The following is a 13,348-nucleotide window of genomic DNA, read 5'->3' as shown; positions in this document are numbered from 1 at the left end:
CTTTCGTTACTACTCCGGATTATTGGATTCTTCTTGAGCGCCGCCCTCCGGGGCGGCCTCGGCAACTGTTATCTCTACTTCAGCCTGTTCGTACAACCAATCAACCGCCTTATTATAGTTGATATTTTTGATTAGCGAAGCCATGCCGCCCATCTCTTCCATCCGCTCTCTGAGCTGATCGGGCTCCATCTGGTAGCGGGCCGCCATCCCGGCGATATGAGCATCTATTTCCTCGGGACCCGCATCAATATTCTCCTGCTCACGAATCCGGTCAATCAGAATCATCTGGCGGACACGCTCCTCGGCCTGGGGCAAAATGCTTTCCCGCATCTGCTCGCGCTGGCCTGACGTAATCTCCAGGTTCGGATTCTCCTGCCGCGCCTGCTGCTCGTATTCCTTGATACGCTCGTCGGCCTCGGAGTTAATGAGGCTGGCGGGCAAGTCGAACTTATGCATATCCACCAATTTTGAGAGCAGCAAAGTAGTTCCCTGCTGGCGCGACATCGAATCCGCCTGCGCCTCAATCTCTTTTTTGACTTGCTCGCGAAGCTCATCCACCGTAGAGAGACCGCCACCGAGCGTTTTGACATATTCATCATTCAACTCAGGTGGATGCGGCTCTTTGATACCCTTGAGCTTCACATGAAAGCGCAGACTCTTTCCCGCAAGATTAGGCGGCCCGCTCTCGGGAACATCGACCTCAAAATCCTGCTCCTCTCCCGCCTTCATCCCGAGGATCGTGTCCTCAAGCTCTTTCTCATTTCGACCACCGCCTAGGAGTAGCGTCTCGTTCTCCCTCTTGGTGTCCGGCACCAACGTTTCTCCATCGAAACCCTCGATATCGAATGTAACGTAATCATCCTCCTGCGCACCCCGCTCAACATCCTCATAGGTGGCTGCCTGCATGAGAAAACGATCAACCTGTTCTTGAATCATATCCTCGGTAACAGCTGTTTTGGGGACCTCAATTTCTATACCCTTGTATTCGCCCAACTCGTAAGGCGGGATGACCTCGACGATCGCCTTGTACGTCAGGTCAGATGACTCGTCTTCGTTGTTAATGTCGGTGACATTCGGCTCGCCGACCGGACTCATCCCCTTTTCCTCGAGTAACTCTACACACGAGGAGGAAATAACACGGTTAACGACCTCGGCCTGCACTTCCTCGCCGTAGTACTGCTCAAGTATCCGGCGGGGCACCTTCCCCTTTCGGAACCCTTTAATTTTCACCTGCCCCGCCAAACGGGAGTATGTGCGGTTCACTTCTTTCACCACCTCATCGCGCGGAATGGCGACTTCGAGGCGCTTGGTGCATGCGTCAATATCGGTAATGGTCGATGTCATGTCTTTTTTATGAAAATCCCTTGTGAGAAGATCGGAAACGAACCCTGTAGAGGAAAACATGCCCCGCAGAGTAGAAAATGAAACGACTTAAAATCGATGGTGCGAAGGGGGGGACTCGAACCCCCATGCCCTAAGGCACTGGATCCTAAATCCAGCGCGTCTACCAGTTCCGCCACCCTCGCCCAATTTCCCTTGGCGGCGAAAAGCGGCTCCTAGCCGCCAAGGGAGTTTACTTTATTTTCACAGTGGGTGGGCGTCAAATCCCCCCGGCCCTCAACGTGCCCAACTTTTTTGTTAACACAAAAATGCCCGGCTAATGCCAGGCGGGGTGTCATCGCGGCCGGGAACTCGCCCCTGCCCAGCATGTGTTTTACTCGCATGCTTCCTCAATAAATGCATATGCATTGTGGGCATGGATGGACTCGAAATTCTCCACTTCCACATACATCCATTTGATTCTATTGTCCTTACGTAGCCTAAGCGCCACCTCTCGAACCATGTCCTCGACAAATCTAGGATTGTCGAAAGCCTTTTCAGTCACGAATTTCTCATCCTCGCGCTTGAGAACCGGATATAAATCGCAACTCGCAGCCTCCTCAACTAGTTCAACCAGCTCCTCGATCCATAACTCGCCATCGAAGCGGACCTTCACATTTACATTGCCCCGCTGGTTATGCGCGCCTCTCTCCGAAATTTCCTTCGAGCAGGGGCAGAGCGTCGCTATCGGCACGCCCACGCTGAGCACTAAATCGCTCGATTCTCCAAGCGAGGCCTCAAAACCACACTCGTAGGCCATCATGCCGGGCGCGCCCGTGATAGGAGCCTTTTTTTCCATGAAATAGGAAAACGTCACCATGAAATGTGCGGTTTCTGCCTCAAGACGTTCACGAATTTTTCTCAAAATACCGGGTACGCCCTCAACACTTATCCCCCCCCGGTAGTCATTAAGCACCTCCAGGAACCGGCTCATATGGGTTCCCTTGAAGTGGTGGGGTAAATCGACGTACATGTTGATCGTGCCAACCGTTTGTTGGGCCTCGTTTGAGCGATCTTTCACGGTGATCGGGTAGCGGATATCTTTCACCCCGACTTTATCGATACGAATATTTCTTTCATCCGAACTCGCCTGAACGTCGGCCAGCCCTTCGGAAATGTCTACCATTTCGGGCAATTCTCCAATGTAATAACCAAAGCGCTTTCAGCGCCCCGGGTTTTGTAGTCGACGGCGGTCAATCTCAGTCATTTTCTCCGAAACCGCCTGGGCAAGGTCTATACCCCGCTCGTTGGCATAATTCAAGATCGCTATCAGTACATCCGCCGCCTCATCAGCATAATCGGCCTCATCGGCAGCAGTGCCTTTCCATTCTTTTTTTTCGAGATTGGCAAGCTCCCCTGCCTCCCCGCATAGTTCTAGCGCGAAAAACCGAGGCTCCCTATCCGGGAAAACCGCCCGTTGATATGCTAAAAACTCTTTCTGGAGCACCTCAAGCCCCGTATAGGAATCCGGAAGGAGGGTTGAACCGTCGTCAGCCACTTATCCGCCCTTCCCTCAGACAAAAACATCTCAATCTATCCACCCACCTGGGGCGGAAACGGGTATTTTCCCACCACCCTCCTTTCCCGTCAATGGAGAGGCGGATAGCTCAATTCAAGACACTTGGAGGCCCTTTGGCAATTGACGGCTTCATGTGCTGGGGCCTAATCTGCGCCCCTCTTTGAGGATAACCCTGGGCCAGTCGGCCATGCTCACTTTTTGAAGGAGAACTATGATGCCGAACATCGACATGCATCACCACATTTTTATTCCCGAAACCGAGACCATCGCCTCCAAGGAGCGCGAACGCCGGCCTCAACACGCCGATAGCTTCGAGGGATTTTTCCCGACGGTTTCGTCTCAATTCAACCAAAAACAATTCCAAGAGAACTGGCGCGAACAACTTGCCGACGCAGACAGAAAACGCAAGGACATGGCCGACGACCGCCTCGACATGGCGCTTGTCTCGGCCTCGCCCCCTCATTTTTATTATTGGATCGGCGGCTCCGCTGGCACCGACATCTGCCATATTTCGAACGATGGTATCTCGGATTTCTGCAAGGCCGATTCCGACCACTTCCGGGGGATAGCGAACCTGCCCTTCCAAAACGGAGGAGAAGCCGCTGCCGCCGAGCTTGAGCGGGCGATGGGCCTCGGCCTCTTGGGCTGCGTCGTAGGCGACCGCGTAGGCACACAGGCGCTTGATGAGCCCCAGTTCGAGCCCTTCTGGGCGGCGGCCGAGCGCCTCGACGCACTTGTTTTCATCCATCCGGATTTCGCCGACTTCAAACCGATTTTCCCCTACTACATGGCTAACCACATCGGAAACCCGCTCTCAACAACGGTTGCAGCGACACGCCTCATACTCTCAGGGCACTTCGAGCGCTACCCCAATCTCAAAGTCATCCTCTCTCACGCTGGCGGCAATCTACCCTGGGCCATCGGTCGAATCGAGCATGCATGGAACGTGCGCCCAGAGACAAAAGTCCACACGCCGCATCCGCCAAGTTACTATTTTAAAAATCTTTATTTCGACGTAATTACCTTCAGCCAATCTGCTGTCAAATGGATGGTGCAGGAAGTGGGCGCCGATCATGTCGTTTGTGGCACGGATTATCCCTACGACATGATGCAGCTTCGCGTTGTGGACTACGTTGAGGGTGCGGGCCTAACCGCCGAGGATGAGGAAAAAGTTCTTCGAGGCAACACGGCAAGGCTTATAGGGCTTTAATCTAAAGTAAATTTTCGACACCGTGATACTTTGAAAGGGTAATCATGACGAAAATTTTTGTGCCATAGCCGATTCTGGAGGGCGCCGCCGCCGCGCTCGACAAACCAGGCAACGTGACGACATTTCCTCATATTGATCGTCAGATCCCCGAATCCAAGTTATTAGAGGCCGTGCGCGATAGACAAATACTTTTTGGCATAGGGAAGATACCCTTCAACGAGTGTGTAATCGAAGCGGCAAAAGAGTTGAAATTTATTTCCGTCATGCATGGAACGGCTAGCTTTATTGATTTTCGGCGGCCACGCGCCGAAACATCCCGGTAGCGGGACAAAAAAATGACGCACAAAACGGCGACTGAATTCACATTCATCCTTTTAATGGCGACAGCATGACGATTGCCAGAAGCCGATACGTTCCTGCGTGAAGGTCGCTGGCAACAAAACCAATCAATGGTTTTCATGGGCTCGCGCCTCCATGGCAAGGCGCTCGTAATCGTTGGTATGGGGCCAAATCGGACAGCTGGTCGCCCGCAAAGCCGCCGCTTGAGAGGAGATGGCTATGCGCACGGTTAAAAATATAGAGCGCTTTCTCGTCGGCGAGCGTCCTTATGACGTCTTTAACCCCGAAATTTATGGCGAGGCCGCCATCAAGAACGAGCGCATAGGATAAAAGGTTAGTTCTACTGGAAAGGACAAGGAAAAAGGTATCGACCTGAAAAGTTAAGGTCGCTTTCCGGCTAGGAGTGCCTCAAGAAAATCTCGGGTGCGCAACGCAATATCTGACCAAGAAAATACTCCCGACAAAACTTCCGACCCCTCTCGAAGAAGGTTGCGCCGTTCTGGATCATCCATGAGCGAGGCAACCTCGTCCGCGAGGGCCACGGCATCGCCAAAAGGCACCTGCGCAAAATTCTCTCCCGCCCTGAAGTAGCGTGTTGCGATCTTTGGCGGCGTGCTTACAACGGGCAAGCCATGGGCAATCGCGGCCATGAGCGAGCCGCGTCTTGAGGAGATCCCCCCATCGAAGGGTGCTAGAAACAGATCCGCCGCAAGGAGGATTTCAGTCACCTCCTCGGGCGTGACATAGCCGGTCCAAATCACATCGTCGTTGAGCCCAAGCTTGCGGCCACGATCTTGAAGCTCAGGATAAAAACCACCGTCATCACTTCGTCGACCACCTATCATGAAGAGGCGAAATTCGCGCCCTGCGTCTTTCCACCTGGCCGCCGCCTCCAACATCTGCTCGGCCCCTTTGCCGGGATAATAAAATCCAAAGTGCGCGAGTATCATTCCCTCATCGGATAATTTTCGCTCTTCACAAACTTTGCGACGTGCCGCTTCCTCCCGCGCACCATCCTGTCCGCCAAAGGGCTCGATATTGGCTCCTATGGGCACCTCCCAGAGCCTCTTTAGCCGCCATGGCATATACTTCCCGATTAAATACGTAACCTCCTCGTTTGTACTGAGTATGGCCGAAGATGCGGCAAGCATTATTCCCGCCCCCGCCTTGGAGGCGAATGTAGGCCCTCCAATCGTGTGCATGGAGAGCGCGAGAGGTACTCCCGGCGCAAGCAACTTCATAGCCATCGGAAGAAAATGGATCCATCGAGAAAAAGAGGAATACAAATCTGGGGCATACTGAACAAGCAGTGCGTCGATTTTTTCATCGCGCACCACTCGCGAAATTTTACGTAAGGAAGAAAAATTCCAATCTTGAGCGACACAAATGACCCTTGCATCATCCGAATGTTCAGGACCGGAATAACCCTCACTCGTAAGCACCAGAACTTCGACCCCGGCACGCACTAGCTCGGGCACGAGCATCTTCGTGAAATCGCCTATACCGCAGGGCTCGCGATTAGGCGGATAGTTGGGTGAAAGAATACCGATGCGCAAATGAATAATTCCCGGCTTGTGGTTCAGACTTTATTGGAAAAATTGGCGGCGACCCGCGAGTCTCCCAGATCGATACCGAGCGCTGAGCGAAGATCGTCGCCGCTGATTGTCTCCTTCTCCAAGAGTCGCTCGGCCAGTAATTCTAAATCAGCGCGCCGCCGCCGAAGTAGCTCCAAAACACGCGCTCCCTCAGCGTCGAGAATTTTCCCCACTTCCTCGTCCACCTCACGCTGAGTTGCCTCGCTGATAGGTTCCATCCCGGGAGGTGTCTGTGCGCCACCACTCAAGAAAAGAGGCCTCGTCGCAGTACGCAACGCTCGCGGGCCAAAGCGCTCCGTCATTCCATATTCGGTCACCATGGCCTGAGCCATGTCTGTGACCCGCTGGAGATCATTTTGCGCACCGGTTGAAACCTCATCGAAAATCAGAACCTCGGCTGCTCGACCGCCCAACAGAACGGCTATTCGATCTTCGAGCTCGCTCTTTGAGAGCAAAAAACGATCCTCGGTTGGGCGCTGAAGTGTATAGCCGAGCGCTCCGATACCCCGGGGGATAATGGAAACCTTTTGAACGGGATCGGAGCCATCCACCAACTCTGCGGCGATGGCATGCCCAAGTTCATGGAAGGCCACTCTACGGCGCTCCTCTGGCGTCATCACCCGGGATTTTTTCTCAAGCCCAGCGGCCACACGCTCAAAAGACTCCTCAAAATCGGCCATCGTAACGGCTTCCCGCTCATGCCTCGCTGCGAGAAGCGCCGCCTCGTTCGCCAGATTTGCCAGATCCGCGCCCGAGAGACCGGGCGTCATCTCTCCGATGCGATCAAGGTTTACGTCGGGCGCAAGAACGAGGTCCTTGGCATGGACCTTGAGGATATGTTTTCGCCCAATGAGATCGGGACGATCAACGAGAACCTGCCTATCGAAGCGACCGGGACGCATAAGGGCAGCATCCAAAATTTCAGGCCGATTGGTCGCCGCCATGATAATCACGCCCTTTCGAGTGTCGAAACCATCCATCTCAACAAGCAATTGGTTGAGTGTCTGTTCGCGCTCATCATGACCACCCATCATCCCGCCTGCGCTACGGGATTTACCGAGCGCATCGAGCTCATCGATAAAGACGATGCAGGGCGCCTTTTCCACCGCCTGCTCGAACAAATCACGCACACGCGCCGCCCCCAGGCCGACGAACATTTCGACAAATTCCGAACCGGAAATGCTGAAAAAATTTACCTCGGCCTCTCCTGCAACTGCCTTGGCCATCAAGGTTTTTCCACAACCAGGCGGGCCGACAAGAAGTACGCCGCGAGGAATTTTTCCGCCCAAACGCTGATAGCGACCAGGGTTCCGCAAGTAGTCCACGACTTCGACGAGTTCTTCTTTGGCCTCGTCAACACCGGCGACATCCTCGAAACGTACTTTCACTTCCTGCTCGGCATAGATTTTGGCCTTGCTCTTGGTGAAGGCCATAACCCCTTGGCCGGGCCCCATGCGTTTTAAAACAAAAGCATAGATGGCAAAGAGAATACCCAGGGGAAGGATCCAGGAGGTGATGAATTCCACTATCCAGGGCGGGGCAAAAGTTCCCGCATATCGCACCCCCGCTTTATCGAGCATGGGAATAAGAGCGGCATCTTTGATTTTGGCGGTTTCAACGTATTTCTTGCGGCCTTTGAGAGATAGGAGTTTCATCTCCCCGCGCAGGCGATCGCTCAATATATCTACACGCTCAACCTGTCCTTGCATCACAAGCTGGCGAAACTCGCTGTAGGGTATTCGCTTGAACTGAGAGCCCTGGAAGAAAAGCGAATGAATCACAGACATAAACAGGAGAATGAAAATAAAATACCCTATCGAAAAGCGTGTTTTTTGATCCATGCTTCACCCCCCTCGATAAGCAGCGTTTTCCATACTCTAGTTCTTATTATAAACATAGATTCTGACTCAGACACAGGCACCCAATATTCTCCATTTCACTGAAATAGGAGAGGGTTTTTTTATCAAAACCGCTCTATAAGCTATTTCGAGCTATAAAAAGGGGGTCCTTCCCTTCATTGGGATCCTTTAAATCCTAGGTATTTCCCAAATACATGGGTTTAAATTTCAATATTCGGCTATGGTGAAAATTTATCGGAAAGAACTCTTTCGGGAGGAGAAAACCTTACTAATCTGGCAAAAATTTATATCCTACCCCTCGAATCGTCATGAAATTTTTGGGATCGTCGGGATCATCGCCAAACTTTTTCCTCAATTGATAAACGTGATAATCAACCGTCCGTGTGACGGCCGAGCTATCCTGCTCCCACACGTGGACCAGTAGCTGCGCCCTGGTAAAGACTTCACCTGGATGCCGCACGAAAAAATGCGCCAGATCAAATTCCAGAGTGGTCAAATCCACCTGAACGCCATCCTTGGTCACTTCGCGGCTTATGGGATGAATCTCGATGGCACCAAAACGATACGATTGCAGCTTTACGGCCCCTTCCACATCCCTCAGAACAGTCTTTACGCGTGCCAGCAATTCTATAGAGCTGAACGGTTTACCGATATAATCATCCCCGCCGAGCATCAGGCCCTTGGCCTTATCAACATCCTTTTGCATCGTGCTAAGAAATATGATGCGAATCGAAGGGATTTTTTTGCGGAGTTTTCTGCACAACTCAAAACCATCTATCCCCGGCATGCGGATATCGAGGATGGCCAGATTGGGAGGCGATACCTCCGAGGCGCTCAAAGCTGCCTCGCCGCTCAGGGCCGTAGAGACCTCATACCCCTCTCCGGAGAGAAAATATTCGAGGCTGGTCAAAATTTCGGACTCATCATCCACCAGAAGGATTTTGAGTTTACTCATCATTTCACTCATTTCTCATCAAGAACATCATAACGCCCTAGATTCATCTGGCTAAAGTTCTAGCGGGCCCTACAAACCAACCTGGTCTTTCACTATGGGAAGGCGCACGATAAATGTCGCCCCTTTTCCTTCTTCACTTTCCACAAAAACTTCCCCACCATGATTTTCAACTATTCCGTGTAGTACAGAAAGTCCCAGCCCTGTGCCTTCGTCCGGAGATTTGGTAGTGAAAAACGGATCAAAAATCTGGGTTATATCCTCTTTGGATATACCCACACCCGTATCGGCCACCTTGACCTCCCAATACAACTCGTTATTTTCTTCCACCTCGGAGGATGAAATTGACATCTTTCCCCCGTCGGGCATCGCGTCAATCGCATTGCTAATCAAGTTCAACAACACCTGCTGAATTTGGTTTGGATCACCAATAACAATGGGTTGAGAACTGCCCAGATTCATATTCAGCTCGATATTGGCAGGCGAAAGGCGATATTCAATCAAACTAATACTCGACGCCAGGGCGTCGAGAGGATCAAAAGGCTCTCTTGTCGTCACCTCATTGCGGGAAAACCGCCGCAAATCGTCACATATACCCTTTATGCGGCCAACACTCTGAACGATCACATCTGCGGACTGATTAACCAGTTCGCCCTCTGGCGACTCTTGAGCGATTATCTCGGCGCGAAGTTGTATCACCCCCGCCGGATTGAGAATTTCGTGGGCCGCTCCCGCCGCCAGTGTCCCCAAGGATGAAAGCTTCTCGGCGCGGACAATCATCTCCTGGCTTTTTCGCAACTCTTCGAGCGTGTTCTTTAAATTAGAGTGATTCTCGGCATTCTGAATAGCAATAGCCGCCATGTTGGCGAACGAGTCGATTAATTCAAATTCGCCCGCCGAATATCTTCTCGCCTCCCGCGTGAGACAAGTCAAAACACCGATAACCACCCCATCGACATTCTTCAAGGGAACGCAAAGACAAGTTATAATGTTGAACATTCGGGCGTCATCCTTGTATCTCCAGCCCGGATAGTCGAGAACATTTTCGATAAATACCATGGAGCCCCTCTGCGCGGCCTCACCCACCCCCCCTTCTCCAAGTTCATACCTGCGAGCATTCCTGCTGGTAAAATAATCTCCCATCCTGGCCTTCGACACAAAACATTCGCCGTCTCTCGAGGTAATGGAGACATCCGAAACATTCAACAAAGACTTTGTGGAATCGAGAATTAAATCCAGTACCTCTTCAAGGTCCAGGCTCGTGTTCATCTTTTGGGTAAGCTCATTTAGGTTCAGTAGAATATCAATATATTCACTCCGCTCTTTTTCGGCTTGCTTTCTTTCCGACAAGTCACGGATGATCCCGGTGAAAACACGCTTTCCTCTTGCCCAAATTTCAGTAACTGTGAGGTCCATGGGAAATTCCGAACCATCTTTTCTTCTCCCCGAAACCTCGCTCGTACTTCCGATGATGTTCGTAACCCCGGTTTTGAGGTAATCCCTCAAAGATTTATCGTGGGCCTCTTTATAGGGGGCTGGCATCAAGAGCAAAATATTTTTGCCCTCAATCTCCTCTGGCATGTAGCCGAAAATCTCCTGCGCAGACGGGTTGATGGACTCGACAATCCCCATCTCGTCAATGGTTATAATTCCATCACCCGCCGCATTGTTAACGATGGTCCTGAGACGATTCTCCTGCTCTATGAGCTCGGTCTCGGTTCGCTTTTGCTCTGTGAGGTCCTTGAATACAACGCTGACGGCGATCACCTGGCCCTGGTGATTCTTGACGGGAGAGGCCGCAGCAATCACCGGCACGGATGAGCCGTCCTTCCTTATCCTGACAGCTTCCCGCTGGTGATTTTCCCCACGGTTTGTTCTTTCGCGGTACGACGAATCCTCCCACTCTCCTTCCGGGTAGAGCATTTTTGCGCTTTTCCCCAAAGCTTCTTCTTGTGTGTAGCCGAATATTTTTTCGGCGCCCCGGTTCCAATGAATAATTTTGTAATCCAGATCCCGGACGACAATGGCATCAGAATTGTCGTCCACAACGCTCCTGAAAAATTGCAGGCTCTTCATGGCCTCTTCGTGAAGGCGGGCGTTCTCGATGGCGATCGAAGCTTGATCCGCAAGGCTCATGGCTAATTCAACTTCATCATCCGCGAAGACATACCCCTTCTCCTGACATATCGCGAAAAAGCCCATCAATTCCTCGCCATGTATCAGCGGAATCTGCATGATCGTCCCAAGGCCCCACTCTTCCATCACTTTTTTGTGCTCGGCGATCATGTTTTCATCGGATGCGATATCCGGAATAATCCGGGGCGCTCTCCCCTCTACAGTCAACCCGCCGGCCGATTCACCAACAGAATAACTTTGTTTAAGCGGCATATCCTTGATGCCCTCGCTCCTCGCGGAGATTACCAGTTCATCTCCTATCTTCAGCCGGAATAGTGCCTCACCCCCGAAAATTCTGGCGCCCTCACCGACGATTGAATTGAGGACATCATCAAGATTCAATTCACGCGTCAGGCTTTTAGCAACTTCTAATAGCGCAGCCAGGCGCTTCGTCTGCCTCTCGGATTCGCTATACAGCGAAGCGTTCTCGATGGCGATGGCCGTCTGATCCGCCAGGCTATAGGCTAGCTGAAGATCGTCTTCGCTGAACTGGCGGTCCTTCGACCGCCATATATGCAGCGTTCCCAGCACATCGGATTCACGTTTTATCGGAACACACATCATCGTTCCCGTCACAGCAGAATCTATCGCCTCGCGGAATACAGGCGTAGCCCGCTCATCGGCGGCGCTATCGGCGAGGAGAATGGCCTCTCCGCTCTCCGCGACGCGGCCGCTGATACCCTCCCCCATTAGTATCCGCTCCACGGGCATCGCATTCCGGGCGAGAGGCGTCGTGCCCATTCGCACCAGATAGTCGCCTTCCCGGATTCGAAAACCAGCCTCCCCGCCAAACACTTCGGCCGCAGCACCCGAAATCGAATTGAGCACGTTCTCACGATCCAACCCCTGAGTCAGACTCCTCGCCACATCCACGAGCGCGGCCAGGCGCCTTCCGCGTTCCTCGGACTCCTGGTAGAGCGTGGCGTTTCGTACTACTGGGCCCAGATGATCGGCTACAGAAACCAGCAGTTCGATTTGCTCTTCGGTAAAACCGTCGACGCGGGTACTGGCAAGCCCGATGTGGGCTTGGTATTCGCCCTCGTTAATAATGGGCACCCGAAGAACGGAGCGGAAACCCACTTTAGCCATCTCCCGGGTGCGCGGACTGGAGCTGCCACTGATGATATCGGGGTGATAAACCACTTGGGGGGTTTTGGACAAATCATGGCCCCAAATTTTCGCCGCCTCGCCTCTCTCCACCGGCCGCTTCACTTCAATATCGGATTCGATATGCCAAACATTTGTGATTCCCGATTTGCTCGAAGTGATGCCAAACAGACACCGTTCACATGGAACGACTCTTCTAATTTCCTCGACAACCGTTTTAAAAAGCGCCTTGGGCTCTAGCGCCGAGCCTGCCGCTTTGGCGATTGTGGAGGAGATCTCCAGCCGCCTCGCCCGCTCCTCGGACTCCTTGTGCAGCATGGCGTTTTGAATCGGCGTGGACAGGAGAAGAGCAATTGAGGCGAGCAAATCCTTGTGTTCTTCTGTGAAAGCAGCCACCTTTGTACTCATCAGACCCAGATAGGCGACAAATTGCCCTTCATGAAGTATGGGAACAACTAGGTGACTCCGAAATCCGGCCTTTGCCATTACCTGCGCGCGGGGGAAGGAAAGCTCGCGAAGATCATCAACAACTAAAACCTGATTCTCATTAGATAGCCTGCTAAACCACCAATTGGTCTCACCGGAGACTCTTGCCCCCTTCGCCAAATCGATATCCGATTCCAGATACACAATGGGCCGCCAGCCTGTCTCAGTGTCCACCGTTGCGATTACATACCGCTCACAGGGAATTATCCGCCGAATTTCACTGACGACGGCTTTAAAAATTTTCAGGGGCTCTAGTGCCGAGCCCGCCGCTTTGGCAATGCTTCCCAGTAATTCTAGACGCTTGGTCTTCTTCTCGGTTTCGGCCAACCTGGAGCGCTGCTCCAATTGCCCGAAGGCGTGCGCCACAACCTGGGGCAACAGCTCAAGGATGGAAGAGCCTTTGATGAGGTAATCAAGCGCACCGCGCTTCATCAAATCAACCGCAACCCGCTCGGTGCCCCTGCCCGTAACGACAACAAACGGAATTAGAAGGCCCTTATCCGAGAGCGCATCAACAAGTTTTTCACCAGTCATATCCGGCAGAAGATAATCGAGCAACATTAAGTCGGCTTGATTCTCATTCAGCCAATCAATCGCCTCCTTGCTGCTTTTGACGCTCGCCGTGAGATAACCCGCACTTTCTAAAGACTGCTCGATAAGCGGGCGCAAATCCCCATCGTCGTCAACAACAAGAACTTTGTATTTTTGGTTATTCAAGGTCACGCA

At 52.4% G+C, this 13,348-nt stretch carries 8 protein-coding genes and 1 tRNA gene; 1 reads left to right on the top strand and 8 read right to left on the bottom strand.

Translation table 11 applies throughout. The annotated features are described in order from the left end of the window. Nucleotides 1–9 precede the first annotated feature (9 nt). From tig to HOJ95_00535, 4 genes are all read right to left on the bottom strand, one after another. Entirely contained in the window at nucleotides 10–1,344 is a 1,335-nt protein-coding gene (gene tig / locus HOJ95_00550) for a trigger factor (protein ID MBT6393170.1), read from the bottom strand. Nucleotides 1,345–1,441: 97 nt separating this feature from the next. Next, a tRNA-Leu gene (locus HOJ95_00545) sits at nucleotides 1,442–1,526 on the bottom strand. A 188-nt stretch (nucleotides 1,527–1,714) separates the two neighbouring features. After that, entirely contained in the window at nucleotides 1,715–2,485 is a 771-nt protein-coding gene (locus HOJ95_00540) for a GTP cyclohydrolase I FolE2 (protein MBT6393169.1), read from the bottom strand. A 57-nt stretch (nucleotides 2,486–2,542) separates the two neighbouring features. Beyond that, nucleotides 2,543–2,878 carry a hypothetical protein gene (locus HOJ95_00535; GenBank protein ID MBT6393168.1) on the bottom strand — a complete coding sequence of 112 codons (336 nt, stop codon included), beginning with the start codon at nucleotides 2,876–2,878 and terminating at the stop codon, nucleotides 2,543–2,545. A 235-nt stretch (nucleotides 2,879–3,113) separates the two neighbouring features. Here HOJ95_00535 and HOJ95_00530 point away from each other — a divergent pair, with 235 nt between their 5' ends. Next, nucleotides 3,114–4,109 carry an amidohydrolase family protein gene (locus HOJ95_00530; GenBank protein MBT6393167.1) on the top strand — a complete coding sequence of 332 codons (996 nt, stop codon included), beginning with the start codon at nucleotides 3,114–3,116 and terminating at the stop codon, nucleotides 4,107–4,109. Between the two features lie 719 nt (nucleotides 4,110–4,828). On the opposite strand, the gene HOJ95_00525 is transcribed toward HOJ95_00530, so the two are convergent. From HOJ95_00525 to HOJ95_00510, 4 genes are all read right to left on the bottom strand, one after another. Beyond that, on the bottom strand, nucleotides 4,829–6,004 hold the full coding sequence (locus HOJ95_00525; protein ID MBT6393166.1) for a glycosyltransferase: 1,176 nt from the start codon (nucleotides 6,002–6,004) through the stop codon (nucleotides 4,829–4,831). A 23-nt stretch (nucleotides 6,005–6,027) separates the two neighbouring features. Continuing rightward, nucleotides 6,028–7,884, bottom strand: a complete 1,857-nt coding sequence (gene hflB, locus HOJ95_00520; GenBank protein MBT6393165.1) for an ATP-dependent zinc metalloprotease FtsH — start codon at nucleotides 7,882–7,884, stop codon at nucleotides 6,028–6,030. 286 nt (nucleotides 7,885–8,170) lie between these two features. Next, entirely contained in the window at nucleotides 8,171–8,860 is a 690-nt protein-coding gene (locus tag HOJ95_00515; protein ID MBT6393164.1) for a response regulator transcription factor, read from the bottom strand. A 66-nt stretch (nucleotides 8,861–8,926) separates the two neighbouring features. After that, nucleotides 8,927–13,339, bottom strand: coding sequence for a GAF domain-containing protein (locus HOJ95_00510; protein ID MBT6393163.1), 4,413 nt, complete (start codon nucleotides 13,337–13,339; stop codon nucleotides 8,927–8,929). Between the last annotated feature and the right edge of the window lie 9 nt (nucleotides 13,340–13,348).

It is taken from the genome of Nitrospinaceae bacterium (assembly GCA_018669005.1).
In the GTDB taxonomy this organism is placed as follows: Bacteria; UBA8248; UBA8248; order UBA8248; family UBA8248; genus UBA8248.
Note: the sequence above shows the minus strand (reverse complement) of the source record. Positions and strands in the feature narration are given on the sequence as shown.